The sequence below is a fragment of the Paraburkholderia sediminicola genome, assembly GCF_046026675.1.
Taxonomy (GTDB): domain Bacteria; phylum Pseudomonadota; class Gammaproteobacteria; order Burkholderiales; family Burkholderiaceae; genus Paraburkholderia; species Paraburkholderia sediminicola_F.
This window is the reverse complement of sequence record NZ_JAQQEY010000002.1, coordinates 2562734-2580883: the sequence shown is the minus strand read 5'-3', so window position 1 is coordinate 2580883 and position 18150 is coordinate 2562734. Positions and strand designations below refer to the sequence as shown.

Annotated in this window: 12 protein-coding genes, 2 tRNA genes and 3 rRNA genes; 12 read left to right on the top strand and 5 right to left on the bottom strand. The window is 58.6% G+C overall.

Annotated features, from left to right (window positions below):
* Position 1 precedes the first annotated feature (1 nt).
* From PQQ86_RS31240 to rrf, 6 genes are all read left to right on the top strand, one after another.
* Positions 2 to 562, top strand: coding sequence for a phosphonate degradation HD-domain oxygenase (locus PQQ86_RS31240; RefSeq protein ID WP_408275879.1), 561 nt, complete (start codon positions 2 to 4; stop codon positions 560 to 562).
* Between the two features lie 576 nt (positions 563 to 1138).
* Positions 1139 to 2669, top strand: a 16S ribosomal RNA gene (locus tag PQQ86_RS31235).
* 63 nt (positions 2670 to 2732) lie between these two features.
* A tRNA-Ile gene (locus PQQ86_RS31230) sits at positions 2733 to 2809 on the top strand.
* A 78-nt stretch (positions 2810 to 2887) separates the two neighbouring features.
* Positions 2888 to 2963: transfer RNA gene (locus tag PQQ86_RS31225), tRNA-Ala, on the top strand.
* A gap of 342 nt (positions 2964 to 3305) precedes the next feature.
* A 23S ribosomal RNA gene (locus PQQ86_RS31220) occupies positions 3306 to 6186 on the top strand.
* A 208-nt stretch (positions 6187 to 6394) separates the two neighbouring features.
* Positions 6395 to 6507, top strand: a 5S ribosomal RNA gene (rrf, locus tag PQQ86_RS31215).
* Together the 16S, 23S and 5S rRNA genes with 2 tRNA genes alongside form the textbook arrangement of a ribosomal RNA operon.
* A 204-nt stretch (positions 6508 to 6711) precedes the next feature.
* Here rrf and PQQ86_RS31210 read toward each other — a convergent pair.
* A complete protein-coding gene (locus PQQ86_RS31210) occupies positions 6712 to 7716 on the bottom strand; it encodes a LysR family transcriptional regulator (protein WP_408275876.1) in 1005 nt (334 codons plus the stop codon).
* 199 nt (positions 7717 to 7915) lie between these two features.
* On the opposite strand from PQQ86_RS31210, the gene PQQ86_RS31205 reads away from it, so the two are divergent.
* From PQQ86_RS31205 to scpC, 3 genes are all read left to right on the top strand, one after another.
* The gene (locus tag PQQ86_RS31205) at positions 7916 to 10081 is read left to right on the top strand and encodes an FUSC family protein (protein WP_408275873.1); all 2166 of its coding nucleotides are present in this window, start codon (positions 7916 to 7918) and stop codon (positions 10079 to 10081) included.
* A gap of 168 nt (positions 10082 to 10249) precedes the next feature.
* Positions 10250 to 10465 (top strand): hypothetical protein, encoded by a 216-nt coding sequence (locus tag PQQ86_RS31200; protein WP_408275870.1) that lies wholly within the window; start codon positions 10250 to 10252, stop codon positions 10463 to 10465.
* Between the two features lie 192 nt (positions 10466 to 10657).
* Entirely contained in the window at positions 10658 to 12172 is a 1515-nt protein-coding gene (gene scpC / locus PQQ86_RS31195; RefSeq protein ID WP_408279405.1) for a succinyl-CoA:acetate CoA-transferase ScpC, read from the top strand.
* A gap of 72 nt (positions 12173 to 12244) precedes the next feature.
* Here scpC and PQQ86_RS31190 read toward each other — a convergent pair whose 3' ends face one another.
* Positions 12245 to 12499: a GlsB/YeaQ/YmgE family stress response membrane protein gene (locus PQQ86_RS31190; RefSeq protein WP_028197420.1), complete on the bottom strand. Its 255-nt coding sequence runs from the start codon at positions 12497 to 12499 to the stop codon at positions 12245 to 12247.
* A gap of 162 nt (positions 12500 to 12661) precedes the next feature.
* Positions 12662 to 13369, bottom strand: a complete 708-nt coding sequence (locus tag PQQ86_RS31185) for an MgtC/SapB family protein (RefSeq protein ID WP_154565796.1) — start codon at positions 13367 to 13369, stop codon at positions 12662 to 12664.
* Between the two features lie 662 nt (positions 13370 to 14031).
* On the opposite strand from PQQ86_RS31185, the gene PQQ86_RS31180 reads away from it, so the two are divergent.
* Positions 14032 to 14556, top strand: coding sequence for a hypothetical protein (locus tag PQQ86_RS31180; RefSeq protein ID WP_408275867.1), 525 nt, complete (start codon positions 14032 to 14034; stop codon positions 14554 to 14556).
* 129 nt (positions 14557 to 14685) lie between these two features.
* Here the strand turns inward: PQQ86_RS31180 and PQQ86_RS31175 are convergent, their stop codons facing one another.
* Positions 14686 to 15849 (bottom strand): metallophosphoesterase, encoded by a 1164-nt coding sequence (locus PQQ86_RS31175; protein ID WP_408275864.1) that lies wholly within the window; start codon positions 15847 to 15849, stop codon positions 14686 to 14688.
* Positions 15850 to 16216: 367 nt separating this feature from the next.
* Here PQQ86_RS31175 and PQQ86_RS31170 point away from each other — a divergent pair, with 367 nt between their 5' ends.
* On the top strand, positions 16217 to 16546 hold the full coding sequence (locus PQQ86_RS31170) for a hypothetical protein (protein ID WP_408275861.1): 330 nt from the start codon (positions 16217 to 16219) through the stop codon (positions 16544 to 16546).
* Between the two features lie 23 nt (positions 16547 to 16569).
* On the opposite strand, the gene PQQ86_RS31165 is transcribed toward PQQ86_RS31170, so the two are convergent.
* Positions 16570 to 17154: a malonic semialdehyde reductase gene (locus tag PQQ86_RS31165; protein WP_408275860.1), complete on the bottom strand. Its 585-nt coding sequence runs from the start codon at positions 17152 to 17154 to the stop codon at positions 16570 to 16572.
* A gap of 141 nt (positions 17155 to 17295) precedes the next feature.
* Between PQQ86_RS31165 and PQQ86_RS31160 the strand changes: the two genes are divergently transcribed.
* Positions 17296 to 17895 carry an alpha-ketoglutarate-dependent dioxygenase AlkB family protein gene (locus PQQ86_RS31160; protein ID WP_408275857.1) on the top strand — a complete coding sequence of 200 codons (600 nt, stop codon included), beginning with the start codon at positions 17296 to 17298 and terminating at the stop codon, positions 17893 to 17895.
* The last annotated feature ends 255 nt before the right edge of the window (positions 17896 to 18150 follow it).

The following is an 18150-nucleotide window of genomic DNA, read 5'->3' as shown; positions in this document are numbered from 1 at the left end:
CGTGGCATTGAGTCTGAACGACATCCGTTCGTTATATGAGCAATACGGCAAGCTCGCCTATAGCGGCGAGCCGGTGACGCAGCTTGAACACGCGCTGCAAAGCGGCGCACTGGCGGAAGAGGCGGGTGCCGACGATGAACTCGTCGCCGCTGCGTTTCTGCATGACCTCGGCCATCTGCTGAATCTGCAAGGCGAAACGCCGACGGAGCGGGGCATCGACGATCTGCATCAGTATTTCGCGCTGCCGTTCTTGCGGCCGGTGTTGTCGGACGCGGTGTTGGAGCCGATCCGGTTGCACGTCGACGCCAAACGCTGCCTATGTGCAATCGACGATGCGTACTTCGGCCAGCTTTCCGCCGATTCGGTGCGGAGCCTGGAATTGCAAGGCGGCATCTTCAGTAAGGAAGAGGCTGAGGTATTCCTGCAGAAGCCCTACGCGGAAGACGCCTTGTGTCTGCGCAAATGGGACGATCGCGCAAAAGAAGAGAACCGTGCGACGCCGGGGCTCGATCATTATTTGAACGTAGTCGAGCGCGTGATGCAGAAGCACGTGGCTGCCTGAACGAAGTGATTTTCGGCTGAGCTTCGGGTGAGCTTGTTGTGCCACTCGTTTTCAATTCTCGCGCCATTTCTGGCGCAGTCCATGCGTATCAAAATAACGCTTGCAAGGGGCGGTGCGGCTCGCTAGAATCTCGCTCTTTCGTGCTTCGGACACCGGGCACGGGAAGCGGGAGAGCCAGCAGTGGCAAGGCTTTGCGCGAAGTGGGCGGGTTCAGGAAGTTGGAAAAACCTGTTGACGGCGTAGCGAAAGTTCTTCATAATCTCGTTTCTCTGCTGCTGATGCAGCGACGCAGAACGAAGCGGTGCCGGGTGGTTGGGGTTGATGCCTCGCGGTGCAGGTTCGGTAGTGAATGCGGACTCGATCTTTAAAAATTAACAGCCGATAAGTGTGGGCGCTTGATGCGCGACGCGAGCCGGACTCTTCGGGGTCTGGCGACAAGCGAAAGTATCAAGTCTCACACGAGTATTAAAGGAAGGTTTTCCTGTCGGGGTGGATTCACGCCGGCAGGAGGATCATTCGTCAGTACGTTGAGTGAGCGACCGGTCTCGGAAGAGACCGAAAAACAGTAACAGGTTTGAACTGAAGAGTTTGATCCTGGCTCAGATTGAACGCTGGCGGCATGCCTTACACATGCAAGTCGAACGGCAGCACGGGAGCAATCCTGGTGGCGAGTGGCGAACGGGTGAGTAATACATCGGAACGTGTCCTGTAGTGGGGGATAGCCCGGCGAAAGCCGGATTAATACCGCATACGCTCTACGGAGGAAAGGGGGGGATCTTAGGACCTCCCGCTACAGGGGCGGCCGATGGCAGATTAGCTAGTTGGTGGGGTAAAGGCCTACCAAGGCGACGATCTGTAGCTGGTCTGAGAGGACGACCAGCCACACTGGGACTGAGACACGGCCCAGACTCCTACGGGAGGCAGCAGTGGGGAATTTTGGACAATGGGGGAAACCCTGATCCAGCAATGCCGCGTGTGTGAAGAAGGCCTTCGGGTTGTAAAGCACTTTTGTCCGGAAAGAAAACCTCTGCCCTAATATGGTGGGGGGATGACGGTACCGGAAGAATAAGCACCGGCTAACTACGTGCCAGCAGCCGCGGTAATACGTAGGGTGCAAGCGTTAATCGGAATTACTGGGCGTAAAGCGTGCGCAGGCGGTCCGCTAAGACAGATGTGAAATCCCCGGGCTTAACCTGGGAACTGCATTTGTGACTGGCGGGCTAGAGTATGGCAGAGGGGGGTAGAATTCCACGTGTAGCAGTGAAATGCGTAGAGATGTGGAGGAATACCGATGGCGAAGGCAGCCCCCTGGGCCAATACTGACGCTCATGCACGAAAGCGTGGGGAGCAAACAGGATTAGATACCCTGGTAGTCCACGCCCTAAACGATGTCAACTAGTTGTTGGGGATTCATTTCCTTAGTAACGAAGCTAACGCGTGAAGTTGACCGCCTGGGGAGTACGGTCGCAAGATTAAAACTCAAAGGAATTGACGGGGACCCGCACAAGCGGTGGATGATGTGGATTAATTCGATGCAACGCGAAAAACCTTACCTACCCTTGACATGTATGGAACCTGGCTGAGAGGTCGGGGTGCCCGAAAGGGAGCCATAACACAGGTGCTGCATGGCTGTCGTCAGCTCGTGTCGTGAGATGTTGGGTTAAGTCCCGCAACGAGCGCAACCCTTGTCCCTAGTTGCTACGCAAGAGCACTCTAGGGAGACTGCCGGTGACAAACCGGAGGAAGGTGGGGATGACGTCAAGTCCTCATGGCCCTTATGGGTAGGGCTTCACACGTCATACAATGGTCGGAACAGAGGGTCGCCAACCCGCGAGGGGGAGCCAATCCCAGAAAACCGATCGTAGTCCGGATCGCACTCTGCAACTCGAGTGCGTGAAGCTGGAATCGCTAGTAATCGCGGATCAGCATGCCGCGGTGAATACGTTCCCGGGTCTTGTACACACCGCCCGTCACACCATGGGAGTGGGTTTTACCAGAAGTGGCTAGTCTAACCGCAAGGAGGACGGTCACCACGGTAGGATTCATGACTGGGGTGAAGTCGTAACAAGGTAGCCGTATCGGAAGGTGCGGCTGGATCACCTCCTTTCTCGAGCTAACGTGTCGAACGTTGAGCGCTCACGCTTATCGGCTGTGAACAGGACAGACTCAGGGGTCTGTAGCTCAGTTGGTTAGAGCACCGTCTTGATAAGGCGGGGGTCGATGGTTCGAATCCATCCAGACCCACCACTGTTTCTGCGGTGGCTGCGCTGATCACTGAACCCCCTGGGGCTATCAATATACGGATAGCAGTATCCGTGTATGACTGGGGGATTAGCTCAGCTGGGAGAGCACCTGCTTTGCAAGCAGGGGGTCGTCGGTTCGATCCCGTCATCCTCCACCAATCTTCAATGCCGGTTTTACTGCAGCGGCCCTGAAAGGGATTTGCGGTGTAGTGAAACAGGCATTGGCGATTGAGCCAGTCAGAGTGATACGCGGTTATAGCAACCGCGCTATCGGCTGTCGTTCTTTAACAATCAGGAAGAAGTAGTAAAGAGATTCACGAAAGGACATCTAGAGATGGGTGTGTGAGTAGGTGAATCAGGGTTGTGATTGTATCAATGTATGAAAAGGGGAATCGAAAGATTGCTCTTGGAATACGGCGCAACACGAATACTCAACCTGTAGCGACTGTGACGAAACACTTCATTCCCCGTGGATGCAGTGCGAGACACACCCGTTATAGGGTCAAGCGAACAAGTGCATGTGGTGGATGCCTTGGCGATCACAGGCGATGAAGGACGCGGTAGCCTGCGAAAAGCGGGGGGGAGCTGGCAAACGAGCTTTGATCCCCCGATGTCCGAATGGGGAAACCCACCTCTTTTGAGGTATCCGTAGCTGAATACATAGGCTACGTGAAGCGAACGCGGTGAACTGAAACATCTAAGTAACCGCAGGAAAAGAAATCAACCGAGATTCCCAGAGTAGTGGCGAGCGAAATGGGACCAGCCTGTACTCTTTATCTTCATTGTTAGTCGAAGGCTCTGGAAAGTGCCGCCATAGCAGGTGATAGCCCTGTAGACGAAAACAGCGAGGAAGAACTGGGTGTACGACAAGTAGGGCGGGACACGTGAAATCCTGTCTGAAGATGGGGGGACCATCCTCCAAGGCTAAATACTCGTGATCGACCGATAGTGAACCAGTACCGTGAGGGAAAGGCGAAAAGAACCCCGGGAGGGGAGTGAAATAGATCCTGAAACCGCATGCATACAAACAGTAGGAGCCTCCTTGTGGGGTGACTGCGTACCTTTTGTATAATGGGTCAGCGACTTACATTCAGTGGCAAGCTTAACCGATTAGGGCAGGCGTAGCGAAAGCGAGTCCGAACAGGGCGATTCAGTCGCTGGGTGTAGACCCGAAACCAGGTGATCTATCCATGGCCAGGATGAAGGTGCGGTAACACGTACTGGAGGTCCGAACCCACTAACGTTGAAAAGTTAGGGGATGAGCTGTGGATAGGGGTGAAAGGCTAAACAAACCTGGAAATAGCTGGTTCTCTCCGAAAACTATTTAGGTAGTGCCTCGTGTATCACCTTCGGGGGTAGAGCACTGTCATGGTTGTGGGGTCCATTGCGGATTACTACGCCATAGCAAACTCCGAATACCGAAGAGTGCAATCACGGGAGACAGACATCGGGTGCTAACGTCCGGTGTCAAGAGGGAAACAACCCAGACCGCCAGCTAAGGTCCCCAAATATTGCTAAGTGGGAAACGAAGTGGGAAGGCTAAAACAGTCAGGAGGTTGGCTTAGAAGCAGCCATCCTTTAAAGAAAGCGTAATAGCTCACTGATCGAGTCGTCCTGCGCGGAAGATGTAACGGGGCTAAGCAATATACCGAAGCTGCGGATGCACATTTATGTGCATGGTAGGAGAGCGTTCCGTAAGCCTGCGAAGGTGCATTGAAAAGTGCGCTGGAGGTATCGGAAGTGCGAATGCTGACATGAGTAGCGATAAAGGGGGTGAAAGGCCCCCTCGCCGTAAGCCCAAGGTTTCCTACGCAACGTTCATCGGCGTAGGGTGAGTCGGCCCCTAAGGCGAGGCAGAAATGCGTAGCTGATGGGAAGCAGGTTAATATTCCTGCACCATTGTTAAATGCGATGGGGGGACGGATCGCGGAAGGTTGTCCGGGTGTTGGAAGTCCCGGTCCTTGCATTGGAGAAGGCGCTTAGGCAAATCCGGGCGCGGAATTCAAGGGTGCGAGGCCATTCACTTCGGTGAAGAAGCAACTGGAAGTGGTTCCAAGAAAAGCCTCTAAGCTTCAGTTTAACAAGACCGTACCGCAAACCGACACAGGTGGGCGAGATGAGTATTCTAAGGCGCTTGAGAGAACTCGGGAGAAGGAACTCGGCAAATTGGTACCGTAACTTCGGGATAAGGTACGCCCCTGTAGCTTGATGCGCCTGCGCGCAAAGGGTGAAGGGGTTGCAATAAACTGGTGGCTGCGACTGTTTAATAAAAACACAGCACTCTGCAAACACGAAAGTGGACGTATAGGGTGTGACGCCTGCCCGGTGCCGGAAGATTAAATGATGGGGTGCAAGCTCTTGATTGAAGTCCCGGTAAACGGCGGCCGTAACTATAACGGTCCTAAGGTAGCGAAATTCCTTGTCGGGTAAGTTCCGACCTGCACGAATGGCGTAACGATGGCCACACTGTCTCCTCCCGAGACTCAGCGAAGTTGAAGTGTTTGTGATGATGCAATCTCCCCGCGGCTAGACGGAAAGACCCCATGAACCTTTACTGTAGCTTTGCATTGGACTTTGAACCGATCTGTGTAGGATAGGTGGGAGGCTATGAAGCGTGGACGCCAGTCTGCGTGGAGCCGCCCTTGAAATACCACCCTGGTTTGTTTGAGGTTCTAACCTTGGTCCGTTATCCGGACTGGGGACAGTGCATGGTAGGCAGTTTGACTGGGGCGGTCTCCTCCCAAAGTGTAACGGAGGAGTACGAAGGTACGCTAGGTACGGTCGGAAATCGTGCTGATAGTGCAATGGCATAAGCGTGCTTAACTGCGAGACCGACAAGTCGAGCAGGTGCGAAAGCAGGTCATAGTGATCCGGTGGTTCTGTATGGAAGGGCCATCGCTCAACGGATAAAAGGTACTCTGGGGATAACAGGCTGATACCGCCCAAGAGTTCATATCGACGGCGGTGTTTGGCACCTCGATGTCGGCTCATCTCATCCTGGGGCTGTAGCCGGTCCCAAGGGTATGGCTGTTCGCCATTTAAAGAGGTACGTGAGCTGGGTTTAAAACGTCGTGAGACAGTTTGGTCCCTATCTGCCGTGGGCGCTGGATATTTGAAGGGGGCTGCTCCTAGTACGAGAGGACCGGAGTGGACGAACCTCTGGTGTACCGGTTGTCACGCCAGTGGCATCGCCGGGTAGCTATGTTCGGAAGAGATAACCGCTGAAAGCATCTAAGCGGGAAACTCGCCTTAAGATGAGATATCCCCGGGGCTTCGAGCCCCTTGAAGGGTCGTTCAAGACCAGGACGTTGATAGGTCAGGTGTGGAAGCGCAGTAATGCGTTAAGCTAACTGATACTAATTGCCCGTAAGGCTTGATCCTATAACAGGTGTGTCTCGACCAGCGCTTACGCTGGTCCGATCCCCGAAGGGGATACGTGTGAACCCCCGGATGGGGGAGCAGAACACACAGGTTGAGATCGATGTTGTGCACGATACGCACAACCCAAAGTAATACCGAGAGGCATCCTCTCAGCTACTTCTTCCAGATTGGTTGTATTGCTCCACGAGCAGTACGGCAACAAGTCATGCCTGATGACCATAGCGAGTCGGTCCCACCCCTTCCCATCCCGAACAGGACCGTGAAACGACTCCACGCCGATGATAGTGCGGATTCCCGTGTGAAAGTAGGTAATCGTCAGGCTCCCCAGCAGCACCAGAAACCCCACCCCGCAACGGTGGGGTTTCTGCGTTTACCGGCGCAAAAAGCGGGCATCTCACTCCTTCCCGATCAAAAACATTGCCTCTATCTGGCGAGTCATTGATGCCATCACGAAATGATCCGCCACTTCGTTGACCGCGTCGCTTCATCGCACAGGCGCGGCAGCGCTTCGTCTCCAAATCTGCGTCAGCGCGCAGCGACGTCCCTATCGTCCCCAATGCTGGCCGCAGGAGCAGGCGCCGCGTCATCGGCTGCATGCATCCGGCCAACTTCCGCAAGTAACGCCTCGTCGCGTGCAATCACCTTCGGTAGATGCGTGCGTAAGAACTCAACCCACGTCCGCGTCTTCGCATCGACGAACTTGCGTGACGGATACAGCGCGTAAACGTTCATCTTCTGCAGCTTATATTCAGGCAGCACCCGGACTAACGTCCCGTCACGCAGCCCGGCAATCGCCGCGTAAAGCGGCACCATACCAATGCCCATTCCCTCGCGAATCGCGACGATCAGCGATTCCGCAATATTCACTTGCACGGGTCCGTTCACTTCCATCATCTCGCTGCCGTTGGGGCCGTCGAGCACCCATTCATAGGCCGGAAATGCTGGCGTGTGCAAGATCAGACACTCGTGATGCGCCAGGCCGCTGGGCTGTTGCGGCGCGCCATGAGTACGCACGTAAGCAGGCGATGCGCAAAGAATGCTGAAAGTTGTACCAAGCGGGAGCGACACGAGGTCGGAATTCGGCAGAGTCGAGGCGCCGATAACAGCGACGTCAGCGCTGCCTTCGAACAGGTCGGGCATGCGTTGCGACAACGTCAACTCGACGGTCACTTCGGGATAAAGCGCGCGATACCGGGAGATGGCCGGCAGCACGTAATGCTGGCCGATACTGGCAAAGCTGTGCATCCGCAAAGCGCCGGCAGGGCGTTCGTGGGCGCAGCTTGCTTCTTCTTCCGCTGTGTCGACATCCGCAAGGATTTGCTGAGAGCGTTTCAGATAACGCTCGCCCGCTGTGGTGAGCGCGAGTCGCCGCGTCGACCGGTTCAGCAAGCGCGTACGCAGATGCGCTTCGAGTTCGGAAACCGCGCGCGACATCGCGCCAGTCGTCGAATTGAGCGACTGCGCGGCGGCGGTAAAACTACCGGCTTCAACCACGCGCACGAACACTCGCATATTTTGTAGCGTATCCATCGATCCTTCTATTTCACGGCAGAAGCCGTATTGTCCGCCTGTCCCGCAAGCCCATTGTTGTTCATTCTGGAAGGGACGTTCCGCGCCCGTCCTATTAATTCGCCCAGCACATGCTCTTACAATCGGCGCCTTGCCTGCTGGTGTGCGCAGCGTTCACCGGGGCCTCTTTTAGCGACAAACCGGGACGCGTTGCTTTCTGATGAGACGCCAACATGCGATCAAACCGACGGCGGATTCTCGCCGGCAGTGGCGCGTCATGTTGCCGGCGCTCAGTCTGGCCGTTCGCGACTGGGCAATCAGCGACGGTCTGATCTGGCTGCATCTGCTGAAAACGGTCACTGCGGGTTTGCTGGCGCTGGGTATCGCCATGTTGCTGGATCTCCAGCAGCCGCGAATCGCGATGACCACGGTGTTCGTGCTGATGCAACCCTTCAGCGGCATGGTGCTCGCCAAGAGTTTCTACCGGATTCTCGGCACCGCGGTGGGGACGGTCGCTGCCTTGATGCTCGGCGCGCTGTTCGTCCAGCAGCCCGAGTTGTACATGCTCGGCATGATCGTTTGGGTAAGCGCCTGTATCGCGGCAGCGGTCCGGTATCGGCATTTCAGATGGTACGGCTGTGTGCTGGCCGGCTATACCGCCGCGCTGATCGGCATCCCGAATGTCACAGTGCCTCACGACCTGTTTCTGGCGGCGCTCACGCGCGCAGCGGAGGTGGCGGTCGGCATCGCGTGTTCGAGCGCAGTCAGCGCGCTGATCGTGCCGCAGCGTTCCAGCCTTGCGCTGCGTCGCGCGCTCCATCTTCGATATACAAATTTTACTTCGTTCGCTGCCGACGTGCTGGGTCGTGGAATCGATCGTTGCCAATTTGAACGGCGCTTTGCGGACCTCGTCGACGAGATCGTCGGCTTTGAAGCGACGCGAACATTTGCTGCCTTCGAGGATCCGGCCATGCGTTCACGCAGCCAGCATCTCGGCCGTCTGAACGGCGAATTTATGGACGCGTGTGCGCGGTTGCATGCGCTGCACCAGTTGCTCAAACGCCTGCGCGTAAGCGGCCCGAGCTGGAGGGTCGACGCCATCACACCGTACTTCAGCGAGCTGTCGGCACTGCTGGAATCCACCCGGCCTGCAGATGCCGATGCCGCGCACCTGGCCGCTGGTTTGCGGCTCTTCCAGGCGAGCTTGCCAAGGCGCGTGCGCGAATCGAGACGGCCACTGGAAGCCGCGCCCGCTGAATCGCTAGCGGACTTCGACACAGCCGCGGAGCTGCTATATCGATTTGTCGACGAATGGATCCGCTACTCCGAGACTTACGCGTCTTTGGCCCGGCGCAAACCGGGAGCCGGGCAGCGCACCGCCGGCCGCTACGTGAGCAGGACGAACGGCTTTGTGGTCACGTTTACCTTTGCCAGGTCGGCGGCGGTGATGGCGATCGCCGGCTGGTTCTGGATCGCCACCGACTGGCCGAGCGGCGGTCTGGCAGTAATCGGCGCGGCGCTGGTTTGTGCGTTGACGTCGGCCGCGCCGAACGCATCAAAAATGGCCGTGCAGATGGCAGTCGGTGCGGTGCTGGCGACCATGACCGGCTACCTTTTTACGTGCTACGTGTATCCGAACATCGACGGCTTTCCGCTGCTTTGCGCGATGCTCGCCCCGGTGCTTGCACTCGGTGCCTTCATCGCGTCGCGCAAGCGCTCGGCAGGGTATGGCATCGGCTTTTCTGTGTTCTTCTGCCTGCTCGCCGGGCCGGACAACGTCGTCACGTATGCGCCCGACCTGCTGATCAACAATGGTATAGCGATCACGGCGTCGCTATTGCTTGCAGCGATCGTTTCCGCGGTGGTGTTTCCCGTGGACATGCCGTGGCTCACCGAGAGAATCAAGGGTGATTTGCGTGCGCAGGTTGTGTCTGCGTGCAAGGACGACCTGCCCGGACTCAATCAACGCTTTCAGTCGAGCACTCACGATCTGGCCTCGCAGTTGCGCATGCTGCTGACGCGGCGCTCCCGCCGCCGCCGTGATGCGTTGCGCTGGATGCTCGTCACCCTCGAAGTAGGGCACGCCGCAATCGATCTGCGCAATGAAGCAGCGCGTGCGGGCTACGCGCAAGCCCTTCATTCGCACTGGAACAGCGGCCTCAAGCGGACTTGCGACGACCTCGCGCGGCTCTTTACGCGACCGGACGCGCATGCTCTCGAGCGCGCGCTCGTATCCGTGCGCTCAGCCACGTGGATCGCGCAGGACCTGCTGGAAACCGTCCATGCCGACCGGGACCGGCGACACGACCTGCAACGCATCCTGAGCTGCCTGCACTTCATCCGCACGGCGCTGCTCGACAAAGAAGCGCCTTTCAATACGCGCTGATCTGTGCATTGGATCGGGCGTGCGCCCCGATCCTTCCGCCAGATGGAAAGATCCCTTCCGTCCAGCCCGGTTTATCTGTGTAGGTGGCCGTCATATAGTTTCATCACCGCCGCGCAGTCCCCAAAAGGGACTTCCTGCGGGACGGAACCGTAAGAACTGGAGAACGAAATGAATGTGTTGAAGATTGCCCTGATTGCCTGCACTTTGTCCGCTGCTGTCGCTCATGCACAGACGGCGCCTGCCGCCCCGGAACAACAGGTCGCACAGGCGAATGCACCGCGCGCGAACAGCGTCGCTGAGCAACGCCGTGTCGCAGTACCGAAGGCCAAAGCGGAAGAGTGCGTGGGGCCCGTGAGTTTCTGCAATATTTTCTTCGGCAGCTAAGCAGCGCCACGCGCAACACCAGCCGTACCTGCAAGACCTGTCGCGGGAATGTTGCACGCGACGAAACGTCTGGCCGCGACGCCGTTCCATCGAGACGCCGCGGCTAGTGCGACAAGCTGGCTACTGAGCGAAGCACACCGCAGACGTGCGCACCGGTAGACCGGACGGGTGACTATGGAGAGACTCGATTTCATGTACCAGGACCGGATTCGCTGCTCCGCGTTGTGCGGAAAAATCACGTCAGCCGCCGAGGCGGCGCTTCTGATTCAGGACGGCATGCGCGTGGGCGCCAGCGGCTTTACGCGCGCGGGCGACGCCAAAGCTGTTCCCGTTGCACTCGCCGAGCGGGTCCGTCAGGAAGGCACGCCGCTGCAAATTACATTGATGACCGGCGCATCGCTCGGTCATGACGTGGATCGCATGCTCACCGAGGCGCATGTGCTGGCGCGTCGCTTGCCGTTTCAGGTCGACAAGACCCTGCGCGATGCGATCAACCGCGGCGAAGTGATGTTCGTCGATCAGCACCTGTCCGAAACTGTCGAGATGCTGCGCGCGAATCAGCTCGGCAAACTTGACGTTGCCATTATCGAAGCCACCGCGATCACCGAAACCGGCGGCATTGTGCCAACCACTTCAGTCGGCAACTCGGCCAGCTTCGCGATCCTCGCCGACAAGGTCATCGTCGAAATCAATCTTGCCCAGCCGCTCGCCCTTGAGGGACTGCACGACATCTGGATTCCGGGCCGCAGGCCGAATCGCGAACCGCTGCCGATCGTGCGTCCGCAAGACCGTATCGGAACGCATGCCATCGAAATTCCGCCAGAAAAAATCGCGGCGATCGTGATCACCGACAAGGCGGACAGCCCGTCCACGGTGCTGCCCGCTGATGCGGAAACCGAGCTGATTGCACGCCATTTGATTGAGTTTTTCCGGCATGAAGTGTCATTTGGACGCATGCCTCCGCAATTGCCGCCGTTGCAGGCGGGCATCGGCACGATTGCCAACGCGGTGCTGGCCGGTTTTGTCGATTCGCCTTTCGACGCCTTCGAAATTTACTCAGAAGTACTGCAGGATTCGACCTTCGATCTGATGGACGCCGGCAAGGTGACGTTTGCCTCGGGCGCGTCGATCACGTTGTCGGCCGCACGTCAGGCGCAAGTGTTCGATGAACTCGAGCGCTATCGCGATCGCCTGGTGCTGCGTCCGCAGGAGGTCAGCAACCATCCTGAAGTGATTCGCCGGCTCGGTCTGATCGCGTTGAATACCGCATTGGAGTTCGACATATACGGCAATGTGAATTCCACACACGTTGGCGGCACGCACATGATGAACGGCATTGGAGGCTCGGGTGATTTCGCGCGCAATGCGTCATGCGCGATCTTTGCGACGAAGTCAATGGCGAAGGGCGGCCGCATTTCGAGTGTCGTACCGATGGTGCCGCACTGCGATCACAACGAGCACGATGTGGACGTGGTCGTGACGGAGCAGGGCCTGGCCGATCTGCGCGGACTGGCGCCGCGGGAACGCGCTACGCTGATCATCGAAAACTGCGCGCATCCGCTCTATCGCGATCTGCTTCGCGACTACTATCGGGATGCCTTGCAATGGGGTGGGCAAACGCCGCATCGGTTAGACCAGGCTTTCACCTGGCATACGCGTCTGCGTGATACCGGCTCGATGTTGCCGACAGTAGAGGCGCGTCTCTAAACACTAAATAAAACCGGCGTCAGGTGGCATTCACCCCCCCCCCCCGACGCCGTAAGACATCAGGTGCTGCGCTCAGGTGCCGCGCCGGACGAGCCGGATAAGAAACAGCAGAATGACGGCGCCGATCACAGCGGTAATGATCGAACCGATCCAGCCGCCGCCGAGCGAAATGTGCAGTACACCGGCAAGCCAGCCGCCGATGAATGCGCCGACAATCCCGACGATGATGTCGACGATCAGACCGAAGCCGCCGCCCTTGACGAGCACACCAGCCAGCCAGCCAGCGATCGCGCCGATGATGAGCCATGCAATGATGCCGTGTTCCATATTCGAGACTCCATGGTTGAGTGTGAAAAAATCACGGTGACAGAGCTTAGTCGAAGGTTATGGGACAGTCCATATTCAGGACGCGGAATTAACATTGTCTGAATCTATTGCAAGCTAAGTGTAGACGATGCGCGCGAATATGGGGAGCTTACACAAGGTGACTCACTCCGGCGTCGGCTCTGCATCTTTAGCCGTCCAGCTCACGCTCGATACGCTCTTTTCCATGCTAATACGGCTCGCCATCTGTTCGAGCTTCGGTTGATCTTTCGGATGCAGCTTCAATGTTGCGGTAACGCGAATGCGTCCCGTATCGTCTTCGACGTCTTCGCTCGTCAGGCTCTGGAACGACAGCGGTGTCGAATACATTGAGTTGGATACCGCGGTACGAATGTGGATTTCATCGGCCTCCCGGCAAACGATCGTCAGCACATACTCGCGCACGAGGTCAGCGTCCGAAACGGGCGCCGCGTTGATGGCACGGCTCACTTCACGCAGCACCGTATTGGTCAGCAGCACGACCGCGGTGCCGGCGAGGGCCGGGCCGTAGTGCCCCGCACCGCACAGTACGCCGACCGCCGCCGAGCACCACAAGGTCGCGGCGGTGTTGATCCCCTGAATGGAGCCCTTGTCGCGCATGATCACGCCGCCACCGAGAAAACCGACGCCGGAGACGACATACGCGGCAATCTGCGTGATACCGGCGGTACCGTTGCCGGTCAGCACGCCGAGCGTGACGAACAGGCAGGCGCCGCTGGCGACCAGCGTGATGGTCCGCAGGCCGGCGTTACGCTGGCGCATTTGCCGTTCGAGGCCGATCGCGACGCCACAGCTGAAGGCGGCAAAAAGCCGCAAGACGAATTCAATTGTCATCGGTAAGAAAGGTTGAGACGTGTGTTCGCACAGTGTGATCCTTACGCGTGACAGCATCACGTATCCGCAGGTGGAACGCGAACGCGACAAGGCGTGACAAGGCGTGCGAGCCGGGGCTCGCGACGCAAAAGTCGCGGAGCAAGCGCAAGGCATCGGACCATGCGGCGCTTCACTTGCTGCAAGAGGGTAAAAGCGACGTGCACCGTCGGGCCCGAAGGCAAGACGGCGACAGGCAAAGGCTGACGCGGAAATCTTGCCGATCAGGCGATCGGGCGAATCGAAGCTTGACTAGTACTACCGCTACTGTCCAAGATCGTGATTCCGGTTAAATGAACTGGGCGAATTTTAGGCAGCTCTGCAAAGTTAAGTCAAGCCGCGATGAGGCAGGCTGGCGGAATGTGTTGTGGGTCGCTTGCTGAATTTTCCCCGGTGAGATCAGAATTTTCCTCGCATAAATACGGACTCCGAATATTGACGAGGTCCATCCCGGAAAACACACTGTTCGCACACTTCGAAACACGTGGTGCGGTTCTGGTGTTCAATCCGCATTTCATCTCCCTGGGTTTCGCCCAGAAATTTTTCGGTTGTCCTTGCGCAGTACCTTGCGCATCCGATCCGCACCGTGTCGTCTCTTTTTCCGCTGTTCACCCAAAGAGGAATGTATGAAAGAAAAAGCTCTCGGCATCGTTGCCGGTGCATTGATTGCTGCGGCTCCGCTCGTGTCGTTCGCCGCCGGTTTGCCCGCGCCGTTTGAAGGCAGCAGCACGCTGCAGGCGGATGGTGTCGTGAAGTCGATCGACCAGGCAAAACATTCGGTGACCGTGCTTGACGCACAGGGCGGCGAAGCTTCATTCAACATCACCGATACGAGCAACCTGGCGCAAATCAAGCAGGGTGGCAAGGTCCACATCCGGATGATGCGCAACGCCATGGTCAGCGTAACGCGCGGTGCCGACGGCCACGGCGCGGCGGTTCAACCGGTACAGCAGAACACCGTACAGAACGTGACCGCCGAAGTTCAGGCGATCGATCATGCCTCCGGCATCATGGCCCTGAAGGGCCCGAATGGCGCGGTGTTTCATATCCAGGGCCGCGAGCCGGCAAAGGTCGCTGGCCTGACGCCAGGTATGCAAGTGTCGGTGGCGTACGCACCGCAGGTCAGCGTGGCCGTTGCGCCTGCTCAGTAACGCAAATTGGCCGAAGTCGTGCGCCAGTGCCGAAGCGCGGATGTCCTTTGCGGACGTCCGCGTTTCTTTTTGGCGGTGCAATCCAGTATGACTTCGACTCGGCGATACTCGGCACGCTAGCCCGGTGCCTTAGTCGGGTTCGCCGGGCACGAGGCGCAATCGCGTGATCTCAGAGGGAGCCCCCAGGCGTTTCGGCGGTCCCCAATAGCCGGTGCCGCGACTCGTGTAGACCCACAGGCCGTTCAGCCGTGCGAGACCAGCCGTGAACGGCTGCTGGAAACGCACAAAGAAATTCCATGGGAAGAACTGACCGCCGTGTGTGTGGCCGGATAGCTGCAGTGTGAAACCTGCTGCTGCGGCTGCTTCGGCAGAGCGCGGTTGGTGTGCCAGCAGTACTTTGATCAGCACGTCGCCAGGCGCTCCTGCGAGGGCCGCAACCGGGTCGCTGCGATGCAACGGATCATGATGGCCCGCTGAGTAATCGGTGACCCCGGCAATCACGGCGCGCGCGCCGTCGTGTTCCACGACCACATGCTCGTTAAGCAGAACGTTTAACCCCAGGCGCCGGAATTCGTCGATCCAGGCGTTCGCGCCGGCGTAATACTCGTGGTTGCCTGTCACGAGGAACGCGCCGTGACGCGCGCTGAGCCGTGATAGGGGCTGCGTGTGTCTGGTCAGTTGCGGCACGCTGCCGTCCACTACATCGCCGGTGACGGCAATCAGATCCGGCTTCAGACGATTCACCGCGTCGACGATTGCATCCACGTAACTGCCTTTGATAGTCGGGCCGACGTGGATATCGCTGATCTGGACGATTGTGAAGCCGTCGAGCGCCGGCGGCAAATCGTCGATCGGCACCTCGATCGTCACGACCCTGGCGCGACGCCGTGCGTTGAACAGGCCGACGAGCGTCGAGAGCAGCGCAAGCAGCGGTACCGCAGCCGCCGAGCCGATGCGCCAGTGCGCGATTGCTATTGTGTTCGGCCAGATTGCGTCGACGGTGAGCAGCGAGGCGAGCGCCAGGTCACGCGCGAACGTCAGAACCAGCAGCGACGAGAAGAAGCCCATCGCCAGCAGCCCGACCCACGCGAGGCGGTCGCTGAGTGGCTGCTGTTTGATGGTGCGCGCCAGCATGCCGAGCGGGATCAGAAAGATCGACAGCACCAGCCACAACGCGCACAGCCACCGGCCGGTGACGCTGACAGGCATGTCGGGAATCAGACGAAAACCGACGTAAATATGCAGCAGGATGCCAATCAGGATGAAGCGAACAAGAAACGATGAGCGGCGCATAGAGAGGATCGAGGCGGGAAGGGGCCGGCACGAGCGGAGCAACGGCGGCGGCTCGCCAACCGCAATCATGAAATAGCAGACGAGCCGGATCATTCTACCGACATGTACAGCCCCTTGCCGACGGCGCCAGATTTGCTTCCGGGGCTGGCCGAACACGTCCGTGTTTGACACGGCAAGAGGATCCCGCGTTGCAGCAATTTCCTCTGTCGCATGCCGCCGCATGAACTGCTGCAGTACTCTAATTAAATGGGCTTTGAATTGTGTTTCGCGTGCACTATTCTCAAATAGAACCGGCTCATTTAAGGGCCATCGCGGCCCAGCGGCGGTTCGTTTTGTCCTCGGTTGAGGGCGAGGCAGGAGGCGCATCATGAAACTGCTTGGATCGGGCAATCACGTACGCCACGGACTTCATGGGCATCACGTCGGACGAGAGGGCAGCCACGTCATGCTGCCGCTGGTGGGCATATCGCTGATGGCGCTCGCCTTGTACTTCGGCGTGCGCGACATCGACTTCTCCGAGCTGGGCAAAAACGCGTTATTCGACGTGGTAATGGTATGCGTTGCACTCGGCATCGCAGGGCTGTTCGGCGCCGTCGGCGCGTGGTTACGTTCGAGTGGCGACGACGCCGATGAAGGTTTTTGCTTCATCGGTGCGGTGATCGGTGCAGTAGTGTTCTACGTGGCGCTCCTCAGATAAACGCACCGGCGTCCTAAGGGCTGTCAGACGATCTGGGCGGCTTCGTCGAAGGAGAACCGCGGGCTGCGCGGGAACAGCTTCGACGAGTCGCCGTAGCCCAGATTGATCAGGAAGTTGGCCTTCACGGTCGTGCCGGCGAAGAAGGCCCCGTCGACCTTGGCGGCGTCGAAGCCCGACATCGCACCCGTGTCCAGGCCGAGCGCGCGAGCGGCGAGAATCAGATAGCCGCCTTGCAGCGTCGAATTGCGAAAGGCCGTGTCCGCAATCGCCTTGTCGTTGCCGGCAAACCAGCTGCGCGCGTCGGCATGCGGAAACAGTTTCGGCAGATGCTCGTAGAACGCCATATCCATCCCGACGATCACCGTGACCGGCGCCGCCATCGTTTTCTCGAGATTCCCCGGCGATAAAGCCGGACGCAGCCTTTCTTTGCCTTCAGGCGTTTTTACGTAGACGAAGCGGCCGGGGCTCGAATTGGCCGAGGTCGGACCGAGCAGCACGAGTTCGGTGAGTTGCTTGAGCACGGCATCGTCGATCGGTTTGGCCTGCCAGCCGTTATGTGTGCGCGCTTCGCGAAAGAGCTGATCGAGAGCCTGATCGGAAAGAATCATGGTGGTAGTCCCTTGTAGCGGAGTGGGAAATCCGGATGACAGCGCAAGCCACAGGCGTGAGCGTTGTCGTCATTGCCGCCATAATAGCCAAGGTTCTAATTCGCGCATGTATCGCACGCGCAATCGCATTCAGGCAATTTCATGGCGGACCTTTTCAATGACCTTCCAGCGCCCGACGTGGACTGGTATCCCGAGTGGCTCGCGCCCGAGGCCGCGGCGCACGCTTTAACGCAACTCATCGGCGAAGTGGAATGGCGTCAGGACATGATGGGCACGCCTGCCGGCCGTGTGCCGCTGCCGCGGCTGACGGCCTGGCAGGGCGAGCCGGATGCGGTCTACGTCTACTCCGGCATTCGCAACGTGCCGCAACCGTGGACTCCGACCGTCGCCGAACTGCGGGTCGCCGCGGAAGCAGCCTGCCACGCGCGCTTTAACAGCGTGCTGATCAATCGCTACCGCAGCGGCACCGACAGTATGGGGTGGCATGCGGACCGCGAGCCTGAACTCGGCGCCCGGCCCGTGATTGCGTCGATCAGCCTGGGCGTCGCGCGCACTTTCGATTTGCGGCACAACAAGACTGGCGTCGTGCAGTCGTTTTCGCTGAAGGGCGGCAGCTTGCTGGTGATGAAGGGCAACACGCAGGCCGACTGGCGGCATCGCGTGCCGAAGGAGCCGCGTGTGGCCGGCGAGCGGATCAATCTGACGTTTCGCTGGGTGACGCCGCGCGGGGCAACCCGCTAACTTGCGGGCTAGCCATTAGCCGCGCCGCACCCGGTCCGAAAGCCCAAAGACCCGGCGTCCACTCGCTACTTGGCCTGAAGCCACATCGAGCACTTAAGCGCATAAAAAGCATCTCCAACGCCACGCTCGGTCATTGCCGATACTCGAGCAAATCCCACAGTATCGCCCACGTCCACGCTACAGCCGATACCGCCCGCCATACCAGAATTGGTATCGCCGGCGCGAATCATATGATTGGACGGTTAACGCCCCAGA

Bases quoted from the DNA above. Each gene is read 5' to 3' on its own strand.
- PQQ86_RS31190 (WP_028197420.1), bottom strand. From the start codon at position 12,499: ATGGAACACGGCATCATTGCATGGCTCATCATCGGCGCGATCGCTGGC.
- PQQ86_RS31180 (WP_408275867.1), top strand. From the start codon at position 14,032: ATGAAAGAAAAAGCTCTCGGCATCGTTGCCGGTGCATTGATTGCTGCG.
- PQQ86_RS31205 (WP_408275873.1), top strand. From the start codon at position 7,916: ATGAGACGCCAACATGCGATCAAACCGACGGCGGATTCTCGCCGGCAG.
- PQQ86_RS31175 (WP_408275864.1), bottom strand. From the start codon at position 15,849: ATGCGCCGCTCATCGTTTCTTGTTCGCTTCATCCTGATTGGCATCCTG.
- PQQ86_RS31185 (WP_154565796.1), bottom strand. From the start codon at position 13,369: ATGACAATTGAATTCGTCTTGCGGCTTTTTGCCGCCTTCAGCTGTGGC.
- PQQ86_RS31160 (WP_408275857.1), top strand. From the start codon at position 17,296: ATGGCGGACCTTTTCAATGACCTTCCAGCGCCCGACGTGGACTGGTAT.
- scpC (WP_408279405.1), top strand. From the start codon at position 10,658: ATGTACCAGGACCGGATTCGCTGCTCCGCGTTGTGCGGAAAAATCACG.
- PQQ86_RS31200 (WP_408275870.1), top strand. From the start codon at position 10,250: ATGAATGTGTTGAAGATTGCCCTGATTGCCTGCACTTTGTCCGCTGCT.
- PQQ86_RS31170 (WP_408275861.1), top strand. From the start codon at position 16,217: ATGAAACTGCTTGGATCGGGCAATCACGTACGCCACGGACTTCATGGG.
- PQQ86_RS31210 (WP_408275876.1), bottom strand. From the start codon at position 7,716: ATGGATACGCTACAAAATATGCGAGTGTTCGTGCGCGTGGTTGAAGCC.
- PQQ86_RS31165 (WP_408275860.1), bottom strand. From the start codon at position 17,154: ATGATTCTTTCCGATCAGGCTCTCGATCAGCTCTTTCGCGAAGCGCGC.